Source organism: Microvirga sp. 2MCAF35 (assembly GCF_052115545.1).
Taxonomy (GTDB): domain Bacteria; phylum Pseudomonadota; class Alphaproteobacteria; order Rhizobiales; family Beijerinckiaceae; genus Microvirga.
On sequence record NZ_JBFRGW010000022.1, the window covers coordinates 21,420 to 44,707 of the forward strand.

At 64.2% G+C, this 23,288-nt stretch carries 20 protein-coding genes; 10 read left to right on the forward strand and 10 right to left on the reverse strand.

The features are described 5' to 3' along the window. Window positions 1–16 precede the first annotated feature (16 nt). The 5 genes from rpoD to AB4097_RS12825 all read right to left on the reverse strand — a co-directional run bounded on the left by rpoD (window position 17) and on the right by AB4097_RS12825 (window position 6,751). The gene (gene rpoD / locus AB4097_RS12805) at window positions 17–2,014 is read right to left on the reverse strand and encodes an RNA polymerase sigma factor RpoD (protein WP_442040057.1); all 1,998 of its coding nucleotides are present in this window, start codon (window positions 2,012–2,014) and stop codon (window positions 17–19) included. A gap of 198 nt (window positions 2,015–2,212) precedes the next feature. After that, entirely contained in the window at window positions 2,213–4,102 is a 1,890-nt protein-coding gene (dnaG, locus tag AB4097_RS12810) for a DNA primase (protein WP_442040059.1), read from the reverse strand. A gap of 408 nt (window positions 4,103–4,510) precedes the next feature. Then, a complete protein-coding gene (locus tag AB4097_RS12815; RefSeq protein ID WP_442040061.1) occupies window positions 4,511–4,939 on the reverse strand; it encodes a low affinity iron permease family protein in 429 nt (142 codons plus the stop codon). Window positions 4,940–5,039: 100 nt separating this feature from the next. Further along, window positions 5,040–5,663 (reverse strand): LysE family translocator, encoded by a 624-nt coding sequence (locus AB4097_RS12820; protein WP_442040063.1) that lies wholly within the window; start codon window positions 5,661–5,663, stop codon window positions 5,040–5,042. 629 nt (window positions 5,664–6,292) lie between these two features. Continuing rightward, the gene (locus AB4097_RS12825) at window positions 6,293–6,751 is read right to left on the reverse strand and encodes a GatB/YqeY domain-containing protein (protein ID WP_442040065.1); all 459 of its coding nucleotides are present in this window, start codon (window positions 6,749–6,751) and stop codon (window positions 6,293–6,295) included. Window positions 6,752–6,893: 142 nt separating this feature from the next. On the opposite strand from AB4097_RS12825, the gene carA reads away from it, so the two are divergent. From carA to AB4097_RS12845, 4 genes are all read left to right on the forward strand, one after another. Continuing rightward, on the forward strand, window positions 6,894–8,099 hold the full coding sequence (gene carA, locus AB4097_RS12830; protein ID WP_442040067.1) for a glutamine-hydrolyzing carbamoyl-phosphate synthase small subunit: 1,206 nt from the start codon (window positions 6,894–6,896) through the stop codon (window positions 8,097–8,099). A 129-nt stretch (window positions 8,100–8,228) separates the two neighbouring features. Next, window positions 8,229–8,603: a hypothetical protein gene (locus AB4097_RS12835; protein WP_442040069.1), complete on the forward strand. Its 375-nt coding sequence runs from the start codon at window positions 8,229–8,231 to the stop codon at window positions 8,601–8,603. Between the two features lie 81 nt (window positions 8,604–8,684). After that, entirely contained in the window at window positions 8,685–9,233 is a 549-nt protein-coding gene (locus AB4097_RS12840; RefSeq protein WP_442040071.1) for a cupin domain-containing protein, read from the forward strand. A 119-nt stretch (window positions 9,234–9,352) separates the two neighbouring features. Then, entirely contained in the window at window positions 9,353–10,075 is a 723-nt protein-coding gene (locus tag AB4097_RS12845) for a class I SAM-dependent methyltransferase (protein WP_442040073.1), read from the forward strand. On the opposite strand, the gene AB4097_RS12850 is transcribed toward AB4097_RS12845, so the two are convergent. The 3 genes from AB4097_RS12850 to AB4097_RS12860 all read right to left on the reverse strand — a co-directional run bounded on the left by AB4097_RS12850 (window position 10,039) and on the right by AB4097_RS12860 (window position 12,673). Then, the gene (locus AB4097_RS12850; protein ID WP_442040075.1) at window positions 10,039–11,283 is read right to left on the reverse strand and encodes an MFS transporter; all 1,245 of its coding nucleotides are present in this window, start codon (window positions 11,281–11,283) and stop codon (window positions 10,039–10,041) included. The two genes, AB4097_RS12845 and AB4097_RS12850, sit on opposite strands and share 37 nt — an antisense overlap. 177 nt (window positions 11,284–11,460) lie before the next feature. Next, entirely contained in the window at window positions 11,461–11,856 is a 396-nt protein-coding gene (locus tag AB4097_RS12855) for a GtrA family protein (RefSeq protein WP_442040077.1), read from the reverse strand. A gap of 31 nt (window positions 11,857–11,887) precedes the next feature. Then, window positions 11,888–12,673: an SDR family NAD(P)-dependent oxidoreductase gene (locus AB4097_RS12860; protein ID WP_442040079.1), complete on the reverse strand. Its 786-nt coding sequence runs from the start codon at window positions 12,671–12,673 to the stop codon at window positions 11,888–11,890. Between the two features lie 206 nt (window positions 12,674–12,879). Between AB4097_RS12860 and carB the strand changes: the two genes are divergently transcribed. The 3 genes from carB (at window position 12,880) to AB4097_RS12875 (ending at window position 17,470) form a co-directional block, all read left to right on the forward strand. Next, window positions 12,880–16,350 (forward strand): carbamoyl-phosphate synthase large subunit, encoded by a 3,471-nt coding sequence (gene carB / locus AB4097_RS12865; protein WP_442040081.1) that lies wholly within the window; start codon window positions 12,880–12,882, stop codon window positions 16,348–16,350. Window positions 16,351–16,456: 106 nt separating this feature from the next. Further along, window positions 16,457–16,933 carry a transcription elongation factor GreA gene (gene greA, locus AB4097_RS12870; protein WP_152713297.1) on the forward strand — a complete coding sequence of 159 codons (477 nt, stop codon included), beginning with the start codon at window positions 16,457–16,459 and terminating at the stop codon, window positions 16,931–16,933. Window positions 16,934–16,966: 33 nt separating this feature from the next. After that, complete coding sequence (locus AB4097_RS12875; RefSeq protein ID WP_442040084.1) at window positions 16,967–17,470, forward strand: twin-arginine translocation signal domain-containing protein; 504 nt, start codon at window positions 16,967–16,969, stop codon at window positions 17,468–17,470. Between the two features lie 98 nt (window positions 17,471–17,568). Here AB4097_RS12875 and AB4097_RS12880 read toward each other — a convergent pair whose 3' ends face one another. Then, window positions 17,569–18,069 (reverse strand): Lrp/AsnC family transcriptional regulator, encoded by a 501-nt coding sequence (locus tag AB4097_RS12880; RefSeq protein ID WP_442040086.1) that lies wholly within the window; start codon window positions 18,067–18,069, stop codon window positions 17,569–17,571. A 163-nt stretch (window positions 18,070–18,232) separates the two neighbouring features. Here AB4097_RS12880 and AB4097_RS12885 point away from each other — a divergent pair, with 163 nt between their 5' ends. From AB4097_RS12885 to AB4097_RS12895, 3 genes are all read left to right on the forward strand, one after another. Next, window positions 18,233–19,246 carry a mitochondrial fission ELM1 family protein gene (locus AB4097_RS12885; protein ID WP_442040088.1) on the forward strand — a complete coding sequence of 338 codons (1,014 nt, stop codon included), beginning with the start codon at window positions 18,233–18,235 and terminating at the stop codon, window positions 19,244–19,246. Beyond that, window positions 19,246–20,208 carry a thioredoxin-disulfide reductase gene (gene trxB, locus AB4097_RS12890; RefSeq protein ID WP_442040090.1) on the forward strand — a complete coding sequence of 321 codons (963 nt, stop codon included), beginning with the start codon at window positions 19,246–19,248 and terminating at the stop codon, window positions 20,206–20,208. Before AB4097_RS12885 ends, trxB begins: the two co-directional genes overlap by 1 nt. Window positions 20,209–20,323: 115 nt before the next feature. After that, complete coding sequence (locus tag AB4097_RS12895; RefSeq protein WP_442040092.1) at window positions 20,324–21,214, forward strand: LysR family transcriptional regulator; 891 nt, start codon at window positions 20,324–20,326, stop codon at window positions 21,212–21,214. Between the two features lie 271 nt (window positions 21,215–21,485). On the opposite strand, the gene AB4097_RS12900 is transcribed toward AB4097_RS12895, so the two are convergent. Next, the gene (locus tag AB4097_RS12900; protein ID WP_442040094.1) at window positions 21,486–23,213 is read right to left on the reverse strand and encodes an AMP-binding protein; all 1,728 of its coding nucleotides are present in this window, start codon (window positions 23,211–23,213) and stop codon (window positions 21,486–21,488) included. Window positions 23,214–23,288: the final 75 nt, after the last annotated feature.

Below are 23,288 nucleotides of genomic sequence, written 5' to 3' on the forward strand. Positions count from 1 at the left end.
CGCCTTCTCAATTCTCTTAATTGTCGAGGAAGCTTCTGAGCTTCCGGCTCCGCGAGGGATGCTTCAGCTTGCGCAGGGCTTTCGCCTCGATCTGGCGGATACGCTCGCGGGTCACGGAGAACTGCTGGCCGACCTCTTCGAGGGTGTGGTCGGTGTTCATGCCGATGCCGAAGCGCATGCGCAGCACGCGCTCCTCGCGCGGGGTCAACGATGCGAGAACGCGCGTCGTCGTCTCACGAAGATTGCTCTGGATCGCCGCATCGATGGGCAGGATCGCGTTCTTGTCCTCGATGAAGTCGCCGAGATGCGAATCCTCCTCGTCGCCGATCGGCGTTTCGAGGGAGATCGGCTCCTTGGCGATCTTGAGGACCTTGCGCACCTTCTCCAGCGGCATGGCGAGCTTTTCGGCCAGTTCCTCCGGGGTCGGCTCGCGGCCGATCTCGTGCAGCATCTGGCGCGACGTGCGGACGATCTTGTTGATCGTCTCGATCATGTGCACCGGGATGCGGATCGTGCGGGCCTGGTCGGCGATCGAGCGGGTGATCGCCTGCCGGATCCACCAGGTGGCGTAGGTCGAGAACTTGTAGCCGCGCCGGTACTCGAACTTGTCGACCGCCTTCATGAGGCCGATATTGCCCTCCTGGATCAGGTCCAGGAACTGCAGGCCGCGGTTCGTGTATTTCTTGGCGATGGAGATCACGAGGCGCAGGTTGGCCTCGATCATTTCCTTCTTCGCCTGACGGGCTTCGCGCTCGCCCTTCTGCACCATCATGACGATGCGGCGGAACTCCTGGATCTCCAGGCCGGTCTCGCTCGCCAGATTGTGGATGTTCTCGCGCAGGTCGTGGATGCCGTCCTTCGCCTTGGCGACGAAGTCCTTCCAGCCCTTGCCGCCGAGCTTGGAGACGCGCAGCACCCATTTCGGATCGAGTTCCCAGCCCTGGTAGTGCTTGAGGAACTCCTCGCGGGCGACGCCGTGGCTCTCGGCCAGACGCATCAGGCGGCCCTCATGGGAGATGAGGCGCTTGTTGATGTCGTAGAGCTGCTCGACCAGGGCCTCGATGCGGTTGTTGTTCAGCGACAGGGACTTCACCGCCGTGACGATATCCGCCTTGAGCTCCTTGTACTTGCGCTCCTGGGCCGGGGTCAGCTGCTTGTTCTGCATGCGCTGTTCCACATGCTCGACCTGCAGGCGGCGCAGCTTCTTGTAGTTGTCGGCGATCGAGTCGAAGGTCTCGAGAACGCGCGGCTTCAGCTCGGCCTCCATGGCCGAGAGCGACACGTTATTCTCCATGTCGTCGTCGTCCATCTCGCCCTCGGGCGGGGTCATGCCCTCCTCGCCCTCGGCGGTCTCCTCCTCGGCCTCCCCTTCGCCCAGGCCCTCCACCTTGGGCGCACCCTTGCCGTCGGGACCCGCATAGGTGGCCTCGAGGTCGATGATGTCGCGCAGGAGCACCCGGCCTTCGACGAGCTCGTCGCGCCAGATGATGATGGCCTGGAAGGTGAGCGGGCTTTCGCAGAGGCCTGCGATCATGGCCTCGCGGCCGGCCTCGATGCGCTTGGCGATGGCGATTTCGCCCTCGCGGGAGAGAAGCTCCACCGAACCCATCTCGCGCAGGTACATGCGCACCGGGTCGTCCGTGCGGTCGGTCGGCTCCTTGGTGGTGGTCTCCCGCACCGCCACGGCGCGGGTCTGCGACGCCTCGACGAGGTCGCCGCCGTCGGGCTCCTCCTCTTCGGCTTCCGGCTGGGCGTTCTCGTCGGTCTCCTCGGACTCGACGACGTTGATGCCCATCTCGGACAGCTGGCCGAGCACGTCCTCGATCTGCTCCGAGGAGAACTCCTCCGGAGGCAGAACCTCGTTCAGTTCGTCATAAGTGACATACCCGCGCTTCTTCGCGAGCTTGATCATCCGTTTAACGGCGGCATCGCTCAGGTCGAGCAGGGGCCCGTCGCTCTGCTGCTCCGGAGCCGTCGTCTCGCCTTCGTCCCGTTCGGTTGCCTTCGTTGCCATGCTTTGCTCAACTCCAGCGCCCCGCTCATCCCCCCTACAGGACCCGCGATGCGCGAATGGGCGGCCAAGCCTGCAGAGCTCCGCCACCCGAAATTCATTGCCAATTATAAACAGTGAGTCGCTTGACTAACCGTTAACCATCCCCTGCTCAAACCGCCGCAACCGCTTAAGCTTGCCGTACTCTGACATATGCGGCCATCAGAGACCGAGGGCCCCTGCATTGTCCATGTCGGCCTCGGCACCCTCGACGGAGGACAGTTGGTTTTGGACCTCTCGCAGCCAGGCGAGATTGGCCTCGTTGTCCTCTTCGGCGAGTGCGCGCTCAGCAGCTCGAAGTTCGCTATGTAACGTGCGTGCGCGGCGATGCAAGGTGATGGCTTGCCTCAATGCGTCCTCAAGCCGCAACGGATCCGCGTGCGGATCCAGCATCCACCGGTCGCCTGGACGGACCAGGGCCGTCAATCTTTCCGCCGTTCCGGTCAGCCCGGCCCGTTCGAGACGGGCCGCCATGATGGCCGGATCGGCCGGTTCGCCGCTCGCCGCTCCATCGAGCAGGAGACTGCGCACCATTTGGGTGGACCGGCCCTCAAGTTCAAGATCCGCAAGGGTTTCCACATGATCCTGAACGAGTTCCGGATGGATCAGGAAGGTGCAGAGGATCATCGCCTCCCGCGGACTCTCGGCCGTGCTGCCGGCGAAAAGCGGGTTGCGGGCGAGCAGCGGCGAGACGCTCAGGCGGGAGCTCGGCGTCATGGGCTGGGGCTTGCCGAAATCCCGGCGGCCACCCCCGCCCTGGCGATCGAACCTTTTGGGCCGTGAATCCGCATTCAGGGCTGAAAGGCGGCTCGCGATGTCCTCCCGGTAGTATTTCTTGAGAGTTTCGTCGCGAATCAGCGCCAGTGATTCGCGCAGGCGCCGCTCCAGGGCCGCCCGGCGCTCGGGCGTATCGAGGGGGCCGGCCTCCAGCTCCCGGGTCCAGAGCACGTCGACCAGGGGCCTTGCCGAGGACAGGACCCGCTCCACGGCGGCGCTTCCGCCGGCGCGGGCGAGATCGTCCGGGTCCTGCCCCTCAGGCAGAATGGCGAAGCGCAGGGACTTGCCCGGCATCAGGTTGGGCAGCGCGACGTCGAGCGCCCGGTAGGCCGCCCGCTGCCCGGCCTTGTCGCCGTCGAAGCAGAGGATCGGCTCTTCCGCCAAGCGCCAGAGCAGGGTGAGCTGGTCCTCCGTCAGGGCCGTGCCGAGAGGCGCGACCGCATGGGGAAAGCCCGCGACGCTCAGGGAGATCACGTCCACATAGCCTTCCACGGCGAGCACGGTGCCCTTCTCATGGGCCGCCTGGCGGGCAAGATGGTAGTTATAGAGGAGCCGCCCCTTGTTGAAGAGCGGCGTATCGGGCGAGTTGAGGTACTTCGCCGGCACGTCGGCGCTCATGGCCCGGCCGCCGAAGGCGATGACCCGGCCGCGCACGTCGCAGATCGGGAACATGACCCGGTCGCGAAAGCGGTCCGCCGGAATCCTTCCCTCCTCGCCCGCATGGACCAGGCCCGCCTCCACCATCATGTCGACGGGCACGCCCTTGCCGGCGAGATGGTCGCGCAGCGCGTAGCGCTCGGACGGCGCGTAACCGATCCGGAAACGGGTTTGCGTTTCGCGGCTCAACTGGCGACCGGCGAGATAGTCCCGCGCCTTGCCGCCGAAGCGGCCCTGGAGCGAGGCCTCGAAGAACTCCGCCGCCAGTTCCATGACGTCGTGGAGGTTCTTGCGCTTGACCTCCTCCTGCCGGTCCTCGCGGGAGGGCGTCGGCAGGGGCACCCCCGCCTCCCCCGCCAGCCGCTCCACGGCTTCGGGAAAGGACAGCCCTTCCGTCTCCATCAGGAAAGTGAAGATGTCCCCGTGCTTTCCCGAGGAGAAGCAGTGATAGAACTGCTTCTGGTCGTTCACGTAGAAAGACGGCGTCTTCTCCGCGTTGAACGGCGACAGCCCCTTCCATTCCCGCCCCGCCTTCTTCAGGCGCACACGCTTTCCGACGACCGACGAGGTCGGCAGACGGGCGCGGATCTCTTCGAGGATTTGGGGCGGGTAGCGCACGAGGCGGTGATCTCCAAACCTGCTCCATAAACTAGTGCGCCTACCCTTCGGTTAAAAACCCCAAGGCCACGCTTTTCTGTGCCCGCAATCCACAGGGCCGATGATTTGCCCGCCTTTGTCAACTCGCATGGAAAGGCTGGACGTCTTCCGCATTACGGCAGAACGCTCGGCCCGACGGGCCTGCCATGAACATCGAGGACGCCCCCTTTCTCCGGCGGACTCACGAGGGGTTCAGGAGGCTTCTGGCCGAGGAGCCGACCCCTTGAGCCGTTCAGATTCGGCGGCCTCATGCCGGGCGATCGCTTCCAGATCGTCAAGGTTTCCTCAAGCAATCGCAGGAAGTCCTTGGCCACGTCAGCTAGTGATGGCCAACGTTATGCTTCCACGAACCGCTCGACCGGAGCATCGTCACGCGCTGAGCCGGTGCGAGCCTTTTCGATTCGCTCGCTTCGCGCGTTCGGCCTTGGTCTTCTCCAGAGCAGCCTGGGTTTGCCTGGCCATCTGCTCGCATTGCTCGTGGAGGCCCTCAAGCTCCTTGTCGGTCAGCTTCTCGATCCCCATGAAGGCATCGTCCGCGTTCGATGTCCGGATCAGTTCGTCCAGCTTGGTCTGAACGGCGGCGCCATCGCGGTTCTGCGTGTTCTGGATCAGGAAGACCATCAGGAAGGTCACAATGGTCGTTCCCGTATTGATCACCAGCTGCCAATTCTCCGAGTAATCGAAGAAGGGCCCCGACACCGCCCACGCCACCACGACAATCACGCAAAGCAGGAAGGCGGCCGGACTGCCCGTCACCCTGGCTGTCGTGGTCGCGAACTTGGCGAAGAGTTTATCCATCGCTCAACACACAACGTTTGTAGAAGAACAACGGTTGAGCCAGTTTTCCGTTCAATTTCAACACTGAACGGCTGCAAGGCCTCGATGCCGGCGGACGCGCTCACCGGCTCGCGGTCGTCAGCGCGGCTCCGATTCCGACGAATGTTGCGCCGGCGGCGCGGTTGAACCAGCGGCCGTGGCGGGTGAGCCAGGGTGCGATGCGCTGGGCCATGCCGGCGAGAAGCAGCTCATAGACGATCTCCACCACCACGAAGGTGCCGCCGAAGATCGCGAGCTGGACGGGAAAGGACACGCCCGACACCATGAATTGCGGCAGGAAGGCTGCGAAGAAGATCAGCGCCTTCGGGTTCGACACCGCCACGAGGAAACCCTGGTTGAACATCCACAGGGGCCTCGCCCTGCGTGGACCCTCGTCCCGCGAAGCAACGTCCAGCACCGAAGCGGGCGAGCGCCAGATGCGGATTCCGAGATAGACGAGATAGGCGGCGCCGATCCACTTGGCGATGGTGAAGGCCTTCTCGGAGGCGGCGAGCAGAGCCCCCATGCCGGCGAGCGACGCCGCGATGAGGAGGAAGAACCCGAGCGCGCCGCCCAGGACCGTATAGATGGTGGACCGAAAGCCGTAGCAGACGCCGTGCGTCAGCGACAAAAGCCCGTTGGGTCCTGGCGTCAGCGAGAGGCCGACAGCGGCGACCAGATAGATCAACCAGAGTTCAAGGCTCATATGTCACCGATGCTTGCGCGTGCTGCCACTTCCCAGAGGGGTCGATCCCTTTCTTAGCACAATCTGGATGACGTCCACGAGCGGATACGCGCCTCTCTCCTGTTGTGACACCCTCGCCGTCATGGCCGGGCGTGTCCCGGCCATCCTGCTTCTGTGAGGCGCGGCATTTCAGTCCATCGGGATCACCGGCTCTGGTCCCCGGATCAAGTCCGGGGGGTGATGACGTGCAGAGGTGGTCAGGGCAACGTTATGTTCTCACTTTGTTCTTGACAGCGGCTGCAAGCTCGGCTATATCGTTGGGTATTCCCGCCCGACGAGGGGCGCGCTCGCGAGGCGTCGCAGTTGTGGGGCGGGAAGCGGTCCCGCCGCAGGTCTCGCACACCTGTGGTCGCGGGAGGTCGACCTTGGGTTCGTCCCAGCTGGTCCACCTGAAAAGAACCGCGTGCGAAGGCGCCGTCCGGCTCTTCGTTTTCCACCACTACCATCGAGCCGGGCAGCCCGTCGCACCTCCCTCGACTCCTTCAGCTCAGGGCTTCCCAGCCCTGAGCCACAAGGTGCTGGCTCTTTGACAGAGACACATCCCCGTCAGCCGGGACGAAGCCGGCGCGGCTCCAGGATGGCCGATACACTTACCCCTTCGGCAGCATGTCCTTCACGAGACCGCTGGCTTTGGCGAAATCCATGCGGCCGGCGTACTTGGCGCGAAGGGCGGCCACGACCTTGCCCATATCCTTCATAGAGGCGGCGCCGGTCTCGGCGATGGCGGCTTCGATGGCGGCCTTGGTCTCGGCCTCGTCCATCTGCTGCGGCAGGTAGGAGGAGATCACCGCGACCTCGTTCTTCTCCTGATCGGCGAGTTCCATGCGGCCGCCCTGCTCGTACATGGTGATCGATTCCTGGCGCTGCTTCACCATTTTCTGCAGGAGAGCCAGGATCTCCTCGTCGGAGAGCGGCTCCTTGCCGTTGCCGCGGGCCTCGATGTCCTTGTCCTTGAGAGCGGCCTGAATCAGCCGGATGGCGCCGAGTCTGCCCTTGTCGCCGGCCTTCATGGCTTCCTTCATCTCGGCGGTAAAGCGTTCGCGCAGCATGGATATCTCCTTGGTTTTAGGTCGCTTGAGCGTTGACGGAACGCGAACGGCCCCTTAAGTCACGAGGGTAGTTCAAGGACGGCCCGGGCACGGCCTGCTCAAGCACGGCCTGTTGGCCCCGGACTTACAAGAGATCATGACGATGCTGCAAGACAAAGACACCACCGGGTCCTCCTCGGGTGGCTGGGCCGAGCCGCGCGCGACCGCGGTTCTCGTGCTCCAGGACGGAATGGTTCTCGAAGGCTTCGGCATCGGCGCCGTCGGCGAAGCGACCGGCGAGGTCTGCTTCAACACCGCGATGACGGGCTACCAGGAGATCCTGACCGACCCGTCCTATGCCGGCCAGATCATCACCTTCACGTTCCCGCATATCGGCAATGTCGGCACCAACGAGGAAGACATCGAGAGCGTCAACGCCGCCTCGTCCTCGGGCGTGCGTGGCGTCGTACTGGCGGCGACCATCACCGAACCGTCCAACTGGCGCGCCTCCCGCGACCTCGATGCGTGGCTCAAGGCTCGCAGCATCGTCGGCCTTTCGGGCATCGACACCCGGGCGCTCACCGCGCTGATCCGCGACAAGGGCATGCCGAACGCGGTCATCGCCCATGATCCCGAGGGCAAGTTCGACATCGAGGCCCTCAAGGCCAAGGCTGCCGCCCTCCCGTCCATGGACGGCCTCGACCTCGTGCCCCTCGTGACAAGCGCCCAGCGCTTCGACTGGGACGAGACCACCTGGACGCGCGGCGAAGGCTACGGCCACCAGGACGGTGCCCCGAAGCATCACGTGGTCGCCATCGATTACGGGGTGAAGCGCAACATCCTGCGCCTGCTCGCCCGCGCCGGCTGCAAGGTCACGGTGGTCCCGGCCACCGCCTCGGCCGAGGACGTGCTGGCGCTCAAGCCCGATGGCGTGTTTCTGTCCAACGGTCCCGGCGACCCGGCGGCGACCGGTGAATACGCCGTTCCGGTGATCCGCAAGGTGCTCGACGAGAAGATCCCGACCTTCGGCATCTGCCTCGGCCACCAGATGCTGAGCCTGGCCGTCGGCGCGAAGACCAAGAAGATGCATCAGGGCCATCACGGCGCGAACCATCCGGTGAAGGACAAGACCACGGGAAAGGTCGAGATCACCTCCATGAACCACGGCTTCGCCGTGGACCCGGAGACCCTGCCCTCGAACGCCGTGGAGACCCACGTGTCCCTGTTCGACGGCTCGAATTGCGGCATCTCGCTCACCGACCGCCCGGCCTTCTCGGTGCAGTACCACCCGGAGGCCTCTCCCGGCCCGCAGGACAGCCATTACCTGTTCGACCGCTTCGTGCAGCTGATGGAACAGAAGAAGGCTTGAGCCTAACAATCTTGTGAAGGCTGGCGCCGCGACAAACGCGTCCGTTGCGCCAGCCGCCCAAATCGCGGTAACCGATCATTAACCATAAAAACAAAATGATTCCGGACCTTGGTTTGGGGGTTTCATCCAATGGATTTCGATGACGATTCCGGCGAATTCAGCCGACTGCACAACCTGTTCACGTTTCACCTCGGCATCGCCGTCACGCTCTCCTGGCTGACGTCGCTCTACGCCGCTCTCTACGCTCCCTGGGTGCGCAACATCCGCCCCCTGATCGACCCCGGCGCCGTGGGCCCGGTCGAGAGCACCTGGTCCTATCTCTTCATCTTCCCGGTGGTGCTCACGACAGCCTGGCTGATCTCGATCTTCGGCCAGAACCTCTTCGCCAAGTTCCGCATCTTCAAGAGCCAGATCGTCGAGTTCGCCATCGCGGCTGTCGTGGCCTTCGGGATGTTCTACCTGTCGATCGACCGCGCCGTCGCGGCCATGTTCATCGGCATGTAAGGCCAGACAGGATTTCACGGCCCCGCTCGATCTTTCGTGATAGCCATGCGTTCCCTCCCCGGTTTTTTAAGGGAGAGAAGCATGGCTCAGGCGAAAGGATACGGCGATCCGCACGGCTACAATGCGCCGCTCGGCACGGAGACCTACGTCTTCCGCAGCAACGGCATCGTGCCGAATTCCTCCCTGCCGCTGATCGTGCGCCGCGGGGCGATTTCGCCCTCCGAACACGACGCGGTCCGGACCTTCAAGTCGACCTTCGCCAGGAACGGCTGGACGAACGCGTGGCTCGACGGCATCCACGATTATCACCATTACCACCCGAACACCCATGAGGTGCTCGGCATCGTGTCGGGTTCGGGCCAAGTCCGCTTCGGCGGCGAGGGCGGAGACCTCGTGGCCGTGAGCGCCGGCGACGTGGTGGTCATCCCGGCCGGTGTGGCCCATGCGTGCATCAACGCGAGCGACGATTTCTCCGTGGTCGGCGCCTATCCGGGCGGCGCCGATTACGACACCGTCCGCGACGACCCGAATGCTCTCGCGGTCTCGCAGCAGCGGATCGCCCAGGTCCCCCTGCCGGATGCCGATCCGGTCGATGGCGCGGACGGGCCCCTCGTGAAGCTGTGGAGCTGAGGGAGCCGCTAAGCCTCCGGCCCAGAGTTCCGGCGGGAGGTTGCTAAACCGCTCAACAGGCCCCATGAGTCGAAGCTCGCTTTCAGCGACACCTTGAACTCCGTGGGGCACTTCTTCCGATGAACTGGCGCGATTACTGGAACCAGGACACGCCGATCTATGTGAACGAGCGGCACAAGCTCCTGCATTATCGCCTGATCGCCAACGACATCATCGGGCTCATCCCCTCCCCGGACGCGGTCGTCCTGGATTACGGCTGCGGCGAGGCGCTTCTGGCCGACAAGGTCGCGGCCAGATGCGCGAAGCTGTACCTGAGCGATGCCGCGCCGCTCGTCCGCGAGCGCCTGAATGAACGTTTCCGAGGCAACGAGGGGATCGTGGTTCTCGCGACCGACGATGTTGCCGACCTTGCCGATTCCTCGCTCAATCTCATCGTGGTGAACTCACTCGTCCAGTATCTCTCCCTCGACGAGTTTCGCGGACTCCTGAAGCTCCTGCGCGAGAAGCTGAAGGCCGGCGGCAGGTTGATCCTGGGCGATGTCATTCCGCCCGATCTCAGCCCTCTCACGGACGCGAAGGCGCTGCTCTCCTTCGCGTGGGAAGGCGGGTTCATGAGGGCCGCACTCGGCGGCCTCGCCCGCACGGCCTTCTCCGAATACCGCAAGATTCGCGAGGAGCTAGGCCTTGCTCAATACAGCCCGGAGGAGATCATCGACCTTCTCGACGAGGCTGGGTTCGTGTCCGAACGCGCCGAGCGGAACCTCGGGCACAATCAGGCCCGTATGACCTTCATCGGCCGGCCCGCTCAAGCCCTCGACGTGGACGACCTCACTGAGCGCTGATCGCTCATGAGTGACAGGCCGAACACACCGAGCCCTGCAACGGCCAGAGCAGCACCGACCCAGCCGGTCGAGGCGAAGCCGTAGCCGGCCGCGATCGCGAGACCGCCGAGCCAGGCACCGAGCGCATTGGCGATGTTGAAGGCGGAGTGATTGAGGGCCGCCGCCAGGGTCTGCGCATCGGCGGCCACATCCATCAGGCGGGTCTGGAGGGCGGGCCCGATGGCGACGCTGCAACCGACGAGGAACACACAAGCCGAGAGCATGTAGGGATTTTCCGCCGTCAGCCAGAGCACCGTCATCACCACGGCGCTGCAGGCGAGCACCCCGCCGATGGTGGCCATCAGGTTCCGGTCGGCGAACCAGGCGCCGACGAGATTGCCCACGATCATGCCGGAACCGAACAGGGCCATCATGACGGGAACGGCGCTCCCCGGCATGCGGGCGACCTCCGTCGCCGTCGAGGCAATGTAGGAGAAGACCGAGAACAGGCCGCCGAAGCCCACGGCCCCGATGGCGAGGGTGAACCAGACCTGCTTGCGCTTGAAGGCACCGAGTTCCCGCATCGGGCTTGCCCCCTCCTGGACCTTGTCCTTCGGCAGGAAGAGCCAGATCAGCAGTACGGTCAGCGCACCCATGAAGCCGACGGCCCCGAAGGCGAGCCTCCAGGTCAGGATCTGGCCGAACCAGGTGGCCACGGGCGTGCCGAGCAGGGTCGCGACGGTCAATCCCATCATGACCCGCGCCACGGCCTGTGTCCGCTTGTTCGGCGGGACCAGGGAGGCCGCCACGAGAGCGGCTACGCCGAAGTAAGCGCCGTGCGGCAGGCCGGTGAGGAAACGCAGGAGCACGAAGGATTCGAAGCTCGGCGCCACGGCGCTGACCGTATTGCCGACAGCGAAGACGGCCATCAGGACGAGGAGGAGCGTCTGCCGGGCGAGCTTTGCGGCCAGAACGGCGATGATGGGAGCACCGACGACAACCCCAAGCGCATAGGCGCTGATCGCATATCCGGCCTGGGGCGTCGTGACGTGGAACTCCTGGGCCACGTTGGGCAGGAGGCCCATGATGGCGAACTCGCCCGTTCCGATGCCGAAGCTGCCGACCGCAAGCGCCAGTTCGATCAGGGCGACGGCAAGGCGAGACTGCGGAACGGCAGGAGCCTTGCCCTGTCCGAGACAGGCCTCCTCGGCAATGGCCATGTCGGACATGAAGCCCCCAAGCTTCTCAAGCAATGCGAATGTAGGATGAACGGCGGAGCCGCTTTGCGTGGCTCCTGCGGCATCCATATTGCATTGCAGAAGGATTCGCGGGACTCGCAGGAATGCAGGCCAGGGCTGCGCTGGAAGCCTGGAACCAGGCGAACCAGCTCCTCGTCGGCCTAGAGCCTATGCAAATGTCCATTTTTTGTGCGCCATGAAGCTCCACAGCATCACGACGCCGGTGGTGATGATCTGCGAGGGAAGATAGGGACCCTTGAGCCATACCGTGAAGGCATGCATCAGGAACCAGGTCACGAGAAAGCCGACGAGGGCCACGAGAGCGAAACGCCATGTGGCCTCCCGATGGGGCCTGTCGCTCTGGTAAGTGTGCTTGCGGTTGAGAGCATAGGACACGAGGCCTCCCGCAACGTAGCCGGCAAGCGTCGCCGGCACGGGATGCGTCCCGGCGCCCTCGACGAGAGCGATGAGGAGCCCGTAATGCGCTACGGCGGCCGCCAAGCCAACGCCGAAGAAGGCGGTGAATTGACGGGTGAGCCGATGAAGGGAGTGGGATGCAGTCACGCTCTCTCGATAACGGCTTCCCGGGCATCCGTCACCTCATTCCCTGCAGAAGGCCGGCAATCCTCCGAGAGATGGAGCGCGGAGCGAACTTCGCCGCGACGGCCCCGATCCGGTTACCCGCTCCAGGGATCACGATGGCCTGCCCGGCCTCGTAGCCCTCGACCCCGGCGCAGGCGACTTCGGCGGAGGACATGGCGCCTCCCTTGAAGAAGCCCGTTTCCTTCGGGCCCGCCGTTTCAGCGAACTCGCTCTCGGTCGGCCCCGGGCAAAGCGCTGTCACGGTCACACCATGCGGCCTGGCTTCGTCGTGCAGGGCCTCGGAAAGAGACAGGACGAAGGCCTTCGTAGCGTAATAGACGGCCATGTAGGGACCGGCCTGGAAGGCCGCGATGGAGGCCACGTTCAGGATTCCTCCCCGTCGGCGCTCGATCATGCTCGGCAGCATCAGGCGGCAGAGCGAGGTCAGGGCCGTAACGTTCAGGTCGATCATGGCGAGTTGCTTCTCGTGCGGAAGAGACGAGAAATATCCCCTTAGGCCGAATCCTGCGTTGTTGACCAGGGTATGGACCGCGATTCCCCGTTCCAGGAGCATTTCATGGAGATCCCGAGGAGCTTGCCTGTCCTCGAGGTCGAGGGAGATTGCCTCGACGGGAACGCCATGGGCCCGCCCGATCTCCGCGCTCAGTGCCTCCAGGCGCTCGTGCCGCCGGGCCGTGAGAACCAGGGAATAGCCCCTGCCGGCGAAAGCCCGCGCCAGTTCGGCGCCGATCCCGCTGGAGGCTCCCGTGATCAGCGCCCAACGCGGCTCTTCCGTCATGACCATCCTTTCCCAGTTCGTCTCCAGGGAGACACACTGCGGCTTGTACCGCATGGGCATTGCCTGTCTAAATCATGGCTCAGGCCTTTGAATTTGCACAAGGTCCGTGTAAGAGCCTCTCTCAACCTACAATCCGATCACATACCGGCTGCGCTTGAAGCGCCGTAGCTCTACGGCCGCGCGGCTGGACACGCCTGGGTGGCCCAATGCCAAAGCGGACAGACATCTCCTCCATTCTCATCGTCGGCGCCGGTCCGATCATCATCGGTCAGGCCTGCGAGTTCGATTACTCGGGAACCCAGGCCGTGAAGGCCCTGAAGGAGGAAGGCTACCGCATCGTCCTAGTGAACTCGAACCCCGCGACGATCATGACCGATCCCGATCTCGCGGATGCCACCTATGTGGAGCCGATCACCCCCGAGATCGTGGCCAAGATCATCGAGAAGGAGCGCCCGGACGCGATCCTGCCCACCATGGGCGGCCAGACGGCGCTCAACTGCGCCCTGTCGCTCAAGAAGATGGGCGTGCTCGACAAGTTCAACGTGGAAATGATCGGCGCGACGGCGGAAGCCATCGACAAGGCCGAGGACCGGCAGCTCTTCCGCGAGGCCATGACCAAGATCGGCCTCGACACGCCGAAATCCCGCCTCGCCAACGCCTCGGCTCTCAAGAAGGCCGATCGGGACGCCTATCTTGCAGAAATCGCCCGCATGGAAGCCATGGACATGCATCCGGGCGACAAGAAGCGGATGATCGCCGCCTATAAGCTCAAGTGGGACGCCGGCGAGAACGAACGCCGCAAGCGCTACCAGGAGCACGCCATGGGCGAGGCCCTGATCGCGCTCTCCGAGGTCGGCCTGCCGGCCATCCTCCGCCCGTCCTTCACCATGGGCGGCACCGGCGGCGGCATCGCGTATAACCGCGAGGAATTCCTCGACATCGTGGAGCGCGGCCTCGACGCCTCCCCGACCAACGAGGTTCTGATCGAGGAGAGCGTGCTCGGATGGAAGGAGTACGAGATGGAGGTCGTCCGCGACAAGGCGGACAACTGCATCATCATCTGCTCCATCGAGAACTTCGACCCGATGGGCGTGCACACGGGCGACTCCATCACCGTCGCCCCGGCCCTGACGCTGACCGACAAGGAATACCAGATCATGCGCGACGCCTCTCTGGCGGTGCTGCGCGAGATCGGCGTCGAGACCGGCGGCTCGAACGTGCAGTTCGCGATCAACCCGGAGAACGGGCGCATGATCGTGATCGAGATGAACCCGCGCGTGTCGCGCTCCTCCGCGCTCGCCTCGAAGGCCACTGGCTTCCCCATCGCCAAGGTCGCGGCGAAGCTCGCCGTCGGCTACACGCTCGACGAGATTGCCAACGACATCACCGGCGGCGCGACGCCCGCCTCTTTCGAACCGACCATCGACTACGTGGTCACCAAGATCCCGCGCTTCGCCTTCGAGAAGTTCCCCGGCGCCGAGCCGACACTGACCACGGCCATGAAATCCGTGGGCGAGGCCATGGCCATCGGACGCTCCTTCCCGGAATCGCTCCAGAAGGCCCTGCGCTCGTTGGAGACCGGCCTCACCGGCCTCGACGAGATCGAGATCGAGGGCATGGGCAAGGGCGATGACAAGAACGCCATCAAGGCAGCTTTGGGCACCCCGACCCCGGACCGGATCCTCAAGGTCGCGCAGGCCCTTCGCCTCGGCATCAGCCATGACGAGGTCTACGAATCCTGCAAGATCGACCGCTGGTTCCTCGAGCAGCTCCAGGACATCGTCGACCTGGAAGCCAAGGTGAAGGCCCACGGCCTGCCGGAAACGCCGGGCGCCTTCCGCCATCTGAAAGCCATGGGCTTCTCGGATGCGCGTCTTGCCGTTCTCGTCCATAAGACCGAAGCAGAGGTGCGCGAGGCGCGTCGCTCTCTGAACGTGCGACCCGTCTTCAAGCGCATCGATACCTGCGCGGCGGAGTTCGCCTCCCCCACCGCCTACATGTATTCGAGCTACGTGGCCCCCTTTGCGGGGCAGCCCGCGGACGAGGCTGCGCCTTCGGACGCCAACAAGGTCATCATCCTCGGCGGCGGCCCGAACCGGATCGGCCAGGGCATCGAGTTCGATTACTGCTGCTGTCATGCCTGCTTCGCGCTCAAGGACGCGGGCTATGAGACCATCATGATCAACTGCAACCCGGAGACGGTCTCGACCGACTACGACACCTCCGACCGGCTCTATTTCGAGCCGCTGACGCAGGAGGACGTGCTGGAAATCATCGAGACCGAGCGTTCGAAGGGAACGCTCCATGGCGTGATCGTGCAGTTCGGCGGCCAGACCCCGCTCAAGCTCGCCCGTGCCTTGGAAGAGGCGGACGTGCAGATCCTCGGCACCTCGCCGGACGCCATCGACCTCGCCGAGGACCGCGACCGGTTCAAGCGCCTCCTCGACAAGCTGCACCTGAAGCAGCCGAAGAACGGCATCGCCTATTCGGTGGAGCAGGCCCGCCTGATCGCGGCCGATCTCGGCCTGCCCTTCGTGGTTCGTCCGTCCTATGTGCTCGGCGGCCGGGCTATGGCGATCATCCGCGACGAGGCCCAGTTCGAGGATTACCTGCTCGGCACCCTGCCCAGCCTGATCCCGTCCGACATCAAGGCACGCTATCCCAACGACAAGACCGGCCAGATCAACACGGTCCTCGGCAAGAACCCGCTGCTCTTCGACCGCTACCTCTCGGACGCGATCGAGGTGGACGTGGACTGCCTTGCGGACGGCAAGGACGTGTTCATCGCCGGCATCATGGAGCATATCGAGGAGGCGGGCATCCATTCGGGCGATTCCGCCTGCTCCCTGCCGCCCCGCTCGCTCTCGCCGGAGATCCTCGCCGAGCTGGAGCGCCAGACGAAGGCCCTGGCCCTGGGCCTCGATGTGGGCGGCCTGATGAACGTGCAATACGCCATCAAGGACGGGGTGATCTACGTGCTGGAGGTGAACCCCCGCGCCTCGCGCACGGTGCCCTTCGTGGCCAAGGTCATCGGCGAGCCCATCGCCAAGATCGCGGCCCGTATCATGGCCGGCGAGCCTCTGGCCAAGTTCGCCCTAACCCCGAAGGAACTGCCGCATATCGGCGTCAAGGAAGCGGTCTTTCCCTTCGCCCGCTTCCCGGGCGTTGACGTGCTGCTTGGGCCCGAGATGCGCTCCACCGGCGAGGTGATCGGCCTCGATCGCGGCTTCGGCGTAGCCTTCGCCAAGAGCCAGCTCGGCGCCGGGAGCCAGGTTCCCAAGACCGGAACGCTCTTCGTCTCGGTCCGCGACTCGGACAAGGTCCGGATCCTGCCCACCGTCCGGATGCTCGAGGAAATCGGCTTCCGGGTCATGGCGACGGCTGGAACCCAAAAGTTTCTTGAGGAAAACGGCGTCAAGGCGACACGGATCAACAAGGTGCTGGAAGGTCGTCCGCACGTGGTGGACGCCATCAAGAACGGCGATATTCAGCTGGTCTTCAATACCACCGAAGGAGCAGGCGCCCTCTCGGATTCCCGTTCGCTACGACAAGCTGCCCTCTTGCATAAGATACCTTACTACACCACTCTTGCAGGAGCGATTGCGGCGGCTGAGGGCATCAAGGCATACCTCAGCGGCGATCTCGAAGTCCGGGCGCTTCAGGAATACTTTGCCTGAGGCATCCGGCCTCACATTGGAACTGCGAAGCTTCTGGTAAGTTTTCGTTGACATGCGAGGGCGCTGGAAACAGCGGCCTCGTACCTCTTTTTGGACGAGACAAACGATGGACAAGGTCCCTCTGACGATCAAGGGTTTTGCGGCGCTCGAGGAGGAACTCAAGCACCGGCAGCAGGTTGAACGCCCCCGGATCATCCAGGCGATCGCGGAAGCCCGCGCGCTTGGCGACCTGTCGGAAAACGCCGAATACCATGCCGCTAAGGAAGCACAATCCCTCAACGAAGGCCGGGTCCTCGAGCTCGAAAGCCTGATTTCCCGCGCCGAAGTGATCGATATCGCGAAGCTCTCCGGCGACCGGATCAAGTTCGGCGCCACGGTGAAGCTCGTGGACGAGGACACCGAGGAAGAGAAGACCTATCAGATCGTCGGCGAGCCCGAGGCGGATGTACGCTCGGGCCGCGTCTCGGTCGCCTCCCCCATCGCCCGCGCCCTGATGGGCAAGACCATCGGCGATACGGTGGAGGTCTCGACGCCCGGCGGCGGCAAGTCCTACGAGGTCGTCGGCGTCCAATTCGGCGCCTGATCGTGAAAGGGGGCAGGAGCGATGAGAAATCCCATGATGTCCCCCTTCTCCCGACGCAACATCCTCAAAGCTCTCGCCTGTGCCGGCCTCGCCGGCGCAGGTTTTGTCGTGCCTGCTCATGCCCAAGGCTTCCCGCAGGCATTCTCGTCCTTCGCGGTCGATGTGAGCGCCCTGAAGGACAAGGGCCTCGGCCCTTTCGCGGACCTCGTGGGTGCGGCCGCGCTTGATGAGCTGCGACGCTCCTTTGCCGACCGGGTCGATCCACGCGGTCCTCGCCTGGTGCTGGTACTGACGAGCGTCACGATGACGGCGTTTCCCGACGGCGGGACCGGATACCGGAGCAGGGGTGAGGGAAACAGCGGGCACGACGCCCTGGAAGGCCAAGCCCTGGCCGTGGGCCGCAGGGGCGAAGTCCTGGCGAGCCATCCGATGCTGGCCGTGCGCGACGTGAATACCAGCTCGCTCACGCCAAACGAGCAGGGCCGCGCCGTCATGATCGCCCAGCATTATGTGCGCTGGCTCAGGCGGGAGATCTGAACCTCAAAAGGATGTCATCCCAGACGAAGCGCCGCGAAAATCCGGGATCGGGCGCAGTATGAGGCGCCCCTCTCGTCCAGTGGTCCCGGGATGACGCATCAACCCTCGGCTTCCGCCACGTCCTCAATCGGCACCAACGGCTCGTCCTTGATCAGGTCGAGGGTGAGCGCGGTGCGGACGTTGCGCACGTTCGGCAGGGAGGTGAGCTCGGACACCAAGCTCTGGAAGGAGGCGAGGTTCGGAGCCACGCATTTGAGGATGAAGTCGATATCGCCCGAGAGGGTCCAGCACTCGCGGACCATGGACCACTCCTTCACCCGCTGCTCGAATTCCTGCAGCTCCTTCTTGCCCTGGATGTCGAGCTGCACCATGGCGAAGCAGACGATCTCGAAGCCGAGGTTCTTCGGGTCGAGGATGGCCCGGTAGGCCTTGATGATCCCGGCACTTTCGAGCGCGCGTACACGGCGCAGGCATGGCGGGGCCGATAGGCCGACACGCCGGGCGAGCTCCACGTTGGTGATGCTGCCGTCAGCTTGCAGTTCTTTCAGAATGGCCCAGTCGATGGAATCGAGGCGTCCGCGCACGGTAACTCCGCTCATGCACGATCAGGCAGGGAACGGGCGGAGCCGCCTTTGCCTGACCATACGGCATTAGGTCAAAAAATCTCGTCTTGGCTGAGTAGACCGTGTAGAGGGTCTGCACAAGAAGGACAGGCGATTAAGTCGCAACGAACTTCATGAACTCCACAGGCTCATTGATCGAATGTTGCGCAAGGATACCGGTCTTATCACCTGGGTGCTGAGCGACGGCAAGGCCGGAGACGAGCTACAGGCCCTGAGCGTCACGGAGGCCCTCGGCCTTAACCCCGCGATCCGCCGAGTCAAGCCGCGGCCGCCCTTCAGCTGGCTCATGCCCTGGGGGCCGATCGATCCCCGTGAGCGGCCAGGGGTTTCCGACAGCCCTGTCGCGCCCCCCTACCCCGACCTTCTCGTCGCCTCGGGCCGCCGGGCTGTGGCCTACCTGCGTCACGTGAAGAAAGCCACCGGTGGGCGAACCTACACGGTATTCCTCAAGGATCCCCGCACAGGCCCGGAGACGGCGGATTTCATCTGGTCGCCCGAATACGACCGCCTGCGCGGTCCCAACGTGCTCAACACCCTCACCCCGCCGCATCGGATCTCGGCCGGGAAGCTCGCGGAGGCCCGTACCCACCCCGATCCTCGCTTGGCGCATCTCCCCCGTCCGCGCATCGCAGTCCTGGCCGGCGGCAACTCTCGCCATCATCGGTTTACGGACGACGACGTCTCCCTCTTCATCCAGCACCTAACGGCCGTGGCTGAGACGGGCGCTGGCCTGATGATCACCGCTTCGCGCCGCACGCCGCCGGCCCTGCGGGATGCGCTGACGGGTCTGGCCGCCGGGCACAACGGCTTCTTGTGGGACGGCACCGACGAGAACCCCTATGTGGATTTCCTCGCCCAGGCCGATTTCATCGTCGCGACGGCGGATTCGTTCAACATGATCGGCGAGGCCGCCGTGACGGGACGGCCGATCCTCGTCTTCGAACCCTCGGGGGGCCATCCTAAACTGGATGTTTACATGCAGGCCCTTAAGGCCCATGGAGTTGTGCATCCGTTCGAGGGTCGTCTTGAAGGACAGCCCTATGAACCCCTAAATTCAACACCCAAGGTCGCGAAGGCCATCGCCGAGGGCTTCAGGCGTCACCGCCGTGCTCTCGGCCTGCCGGACATCGCCCTATCACTGGAGACCCCCTGATGGCCCATTCTCACGCCAAGCTCATCATTATCGGCTCGGGGCCGGCAGGCTATACGGCAGCGATCTATGCGGCGCGCGCCTTGCTGGAGCCCGTGATGATCTCCGGTTTCCAGCCCGGCGGTCAGCTCATGATCACCACGGACGTGGAGAACTACCCGGGCTTTGCCGACGTGATCCAGGGCCCCTGGCTCATGGAGCAGATGCGCATGCAGGCCGAGCATGTGGGCACCCACATGATTTCCGACCACATCACCAAGGTGGACCTGAAGCAGCGCCCCTTCCGGCTCGAGGGCGATTCTGGCGAAACCTATACCTGCGACGCGCTGATCGTCGCGACCGGCGCCCAGGCCAAGTGGCTGGGACTGCCATCGGAGGGCCTGTTCCAAGGCTTCGGCGTCTCGGCCTGTGCCACCTGCGACGGTTTCTTCTATCGCGGCAAGGAGGTCGTGGTGGTGGGCGGCGGCAATACGGCCGTCGAGGAGGCGCTCTACCTCGCCAACCTTGCGTCCAAGGTCACCCTGGTCCACCGCCGGGATTCCCTGCGCGCCGAGCGCATCCTGCAGGATCGCCTGTTCAAGCACCCCAAGGTCGAGGTGATCTGGAACTCGGCCGTCGAGGAGATCTGCGGCTCGGAAAACCCCTCCTCCGTCACGCATGTGCGGCTCAAGAACCTCGTTTCGGGCGAGGCGTCGGATTTCAAGACCGATGGTGTGTTCATCGCGATCGGCCACAAGCCCGCGACGGAACTCTTCGCCGGCCAGCTCGACATGAAGTCCGGCGGTTATCTGCTGACGAAGCCCGGCACGACCGAGACCAACATTCCCGGCGTGTTCGCGGCCGGCGACGTGACGGACGATATCTATCGGCAGGCCGTCACCTCGGCAGGCATGGGCTGCATGGCGGCCCTGGACGCGGAGCGCTACTTGGCCGCCCTGGAAGCCACCCAGGAAGCTGCCGAATAAAGTTTATTAACAACTGGTTAGTCCTCAGGCCGATTTCCTGTTGCATCAGACCCTCGGCTCATAAGAGATAAGAGTTGCCTTGCGTCAGGAGCATGCGAGGCATGAGGGGAACGCCGTGGACTGGGATAAAATCCGGATTTTCTATACGGTCGCTGAAGCTGGCAGCTTCACCCGAGCCGGAGACGATCTGGGTTTGAGCCAATCGGCCGTCAGCCGCCAGATCAGCGCCCTCGAGCGCGAATTGAAGGCCCCCCTCTTCCACCGCCACGCCCGGGGCCTGATCTTGACTGAGCAGGGCGACCTGCTGTTCCGGGCTGCGCGCGACATGCGCATGCGGCTGGAAACCACGAAGGCGCGTCTCGTCGAGACCAGCGAGCGGCCCTCAGGCGAATTGAAAGTCACGACGACCGTCGGCCTCGGCTCCATCTGGCTCGCCCAGCGCATTGCCGAGTTTCTGGATCTTTATCCCGACGTCCGGGTCGAGCTGATCCTGTCCAATGAGGAGCTGGATCTCGCCATGCGCGAGGCCGATGTGGCGATCCGCCTGCGTCGCCCGGCCCAGCCGGACCTGATTCAACGCCGCCTCTTCACGGTGCATTTCCACGTCTATGCCTCGGCCGATTACCTGAAGCGGTTCGGCGAGCCCAAGACCCTGGAGGATCTGGACGAGCACCGGATCGTCTCCTTCGGCGGCGACCAACCGTCTTATCTCATGGCCGTTCACTGGCTTTCGACAGCCGGACGCGAGGGGCGCGAGCCGCGCCAGTATCACTACGTCGTGAACAACATCACGGCCCTGAAACTGGCGGTCGAGACGGGAGCGGGCATCGCCGTGCTGCCGGATTACGCGGTGGTCGGCAATCCGGACCTGACCCAGATCCTGCGGGACGTGGAGATGCCGTCACTCGACAGTTATCTCGTCTATGCCGAGGAAATGCGCTCTGTTGCCCGCGTTCAGGCCTTTCGCGATTTCCTGATCTCCAAGGCCCAGCGCTGGACGTTCTGACCCGAATCCTCCGCCAAGCTCGATAGCTGCTCCAATTTTGTCCGCCAGATGACACGAGCCATGCGCTTTGCGCAGCCCTTTTATGAGGCATGCTGCATTGCAAATAGGCGCCCAGCAGTCGATATCACCCGTGGCTGATTTCAACGCGGCACCGCTTTTCTTCCTCCCGGCGCTGCCGTGTCGGCCGTTCCCTCTGGAAGGTTTTGACTTTTGTCGGACCTCTACTTTAGCCGGGCTTCGTGCCCGGCTTTTTTTGGCCTCGCGGTCGCGATCAAGACCGACCTTGCCCGACCTCTTCCTTGAGAGCGCGGCGCAGAACCTTGCCCACATTGGTCTTCGGAAGGGTGTCCCGGAATTCGATCCGGCGCGGCACCTTGTAGCCGGTGAGGTTCTCCCGGCAGAATTCGCGCAGCTCCTCGATGGTGAGAGCCTGATCCCTGCGGACCACGTAGGCCACCACCGCCTCGCCTGAATGTTCGTCCGGCAGGCCGATGACGGCTGCTTCCATGACACCTGGATGTTTGACGATCACGTCTTCCACTTCGTTCGGATAGACGTTGAAACCGGACACGAGGACCATGTCCTTCATCCGGTCGACGATCTTGATCTGACCGTCGGGCAGCATTACCGCCACGTCGCCGGTCCGGAACCAGCCGTCCTCGGTCATGACCTTCGCGGTCTCGTCGGGCCGCTGCCAGTAGCCCGCCATGACCTGGGGTCCCTTCACGCAGAGTTCCCCTCGCTCGCCGGGCGCAAGAGCCGTCCCGTCGCTGGCGCGGATGGAGACATCGGTCGAGGGCAGCGGATAGCCGATGGTGCCGGTGAACTCCTCGATGTCGAGCCTGTTGGCGCAGACCACCGGCGAGGTCTCCGACAGGCCGTAACCCTCGACGATGGGCTGCCCAGTCACCGCTTTCCATTTTTTCGCCACGGCCTCCTGGGTGGCCATGCCGCCGGAGACGGAGAAGACCATCTGGGAGAAGTCGACCTTCTCGATGCCCGGCGCGTTGGCGAGCGCGTTGTAGAGGGTGTTGAGGCCGGACATGAGGGTGATGCGGCTCTTCTGCAGGGTCTTGACGAAGCCCGGGATGTCGCGCGGATTGGCAATCAGGAGCTGGCACCCGCCGATCCGAGTCATTAGCATGGCGCAGACCGTGAGGGCGAAGATGTGATAGAGCGGCAGGGCGGTGACCATCACGTGGTCCTCCCGGTCGCCGAAGAACGGCCGCATCCAGGCTTCGCACTGGAGCACGTTGGCCGCCACGTTGCGGTGGAGCAGGGTCGCGCCCTTTGCGATGCCCGTGGTGCCGCCCGTATATTGCAGGAAGGCGACGTCGTCGGCCGATACGGCCACAACCTGGGGCTTCTGCCTGGCGCCATTGACGATGACGGTCCTGAAGGCAACGGCCTGCGGCAGGCTGAAGGGCTTCACCGCCTTCTTCACATGGCGCGAGACCAGATTGACGATGGCTCCCTTGAGGCCGAGGAGATCGCCGGGCGTGACCAGAACCACCCGGTCGAGATTCAGGTCCGGCAGGGATTCCTCGACTGTCGCGGCGAAGTTCTCGAGCACGAACAGGAAGCGTGCCCCGGAATCCTTGAGCTGGTAGGTCAGCTCGCGCGGGGTATAGAGCGGGTTGACGTTGACCACCGTGCCCCCGGCGAGTAGCACCCCGAACAGGATCGCCGGAAAGGCCATGACGTTCGGCAGCATGATCGCCACCCGGTCGCCCTTCTTCAGCCCCTGTCCTTGAAGCCATGAGGCGACCGCATCGGCCTCCCGCCCCAGGACTGCGTAGGTCATGCGCGTGCCGAAGCTCTCGACGGCGGCCCGGTTCGGATAATCGGCGACGGCCTGACGGAAGATGTCGTTGAGCGTGCCGATCCTGGTCTCGTCGATCGTCTTGGGAACCTGCACGGGATAGGATTGGAGCCAGGGACGGGTGGCATGGGAATCCGTCGCGCCTGCCGTGGCAGGGGCCGGGGTCGACACGGTCATTGTTGTCCTCCGCTTCGCGGCGAGGTTGGCTTCCTGGGAGATGGCGTCTCCATAGGAGGATAACTTGGCGCGGGC

Bases quoted from the DNA above. Each gene is read 5' to 3' on its own strand.
- rpoD (WP_442040057.1), bottom strand. From the start codon at position 2,014: ATGGCAACGAAGGCAACCGAACGGGACGAAGGCGAGACGACGGCTCCG.
- AB4097_RS12815 (WP_442040061.1), bottom strand. From the start codon at position 4,939: ATGGATAAACTCTTCGCCAAGTTCGCGACCACGACAGCCAGGGTGACG.
- AB4097_RS12820 (WP_442040063.1), bottom strand. From the start codon at position 5,663: ATGAGCCTTGAACTCTGGTTGATCTATCTGGTCGCCGCTGTCGGCCTC.
- AB4097_RS12825 (WP_442040065.1), bottom strand. From the start codon at position 6,751: ATGCTGCGCGAACGCTTTACCGCCGAGATGAAGGAAGCCATGAAGGCC.
- carA (WP_442040067.1), top strand. From the start codon at position 6,894: ATGCTGCAAGACAAAGACACCACCGGGTCCTCCTCGGGTGGCTGGGCC.
- AB4097_RS12835 (WP_442040069.1), top strand. From the start codon at position 8,229: ATGGATTTCGATGACGATTCCGGCGAATTCAGCCGACTGCACAACCTG.
- AB4097_RS12840 (WP_442040071.1), top strand. From the start codon at position 8,685: ATGGCTCAGGCGAAAGGATACGGCGATCCGCACGGCTACAATGCGCCG.
- AB4097_RS12845 (WP_442040073.1), top strand. From the start codon at position 9,353: ATGAACTGGCGCGATTACTGGAACCAGGACACGCCGATCTATGTGAAC.
- AB4097_RS12850 (WP_442040075.1), bottom strand. From the start codon at position 11,283: ATGTCCGACATGGCCATTGCCGAGGAGGCCTGTCTCGGACAGGGCAAG.
- AB4097_RS12860 (WP_442040079.1), bottom strand. From the start codon at position 12,673: ATGACGGAAGAGCCGCGTTGGGCGCTGATCACGGGAGCCTCCAGCGGG.
- carB (WP_442040081.1), top strand. From the start codon at position 12,880: ATGCCAAAGCGGACAGACATCTCCTCCATTCTCATCGTCGGCGCCGGT.
- greA (WP_152713297.1), top strand. From the start codon at position 16,457: ATGGACAAGGTCCCTCTGACGATCAAGGGTTTTGCGGCGCTCGAGGAG.
- AB4097_RS12875 (WP_442040084.1), top strand. From the start codon at position 16,967: ATGATGTCCCCCTTCTCCCGACGCAACATCCTCAAAGCTCTCGCCTGT.
- AB4097_RS12880 (WP_442040086.1), bottom strand. From the start codon at position 18,069: ATGAGCGGAGTTACCGTGCGCGGACGCCTCGATTCCATCGACTGGGCC.
- AB4097_RS12885 (WP_442040088.1), top strand. From the start codon at position 18,233: ATGTTGCGCAAGGATACCGGTCTTATCACCTGGGTGCTGAGCGACGGC.
- trxB (WP_442040090.1), top strand. From the start codon at position 19,246: ATGGCCCATTCTCACGCCAAGCTCATCATTATCGGCTCGGGGCCGGCA.
- AB4097_RS12900 (WP_442040094.1), bottom strand. From the start codon at position 23,213: ATGACCGTGTCGACCCCGGCCCCTGCCACGGCAGGCGCGACGGATTCC.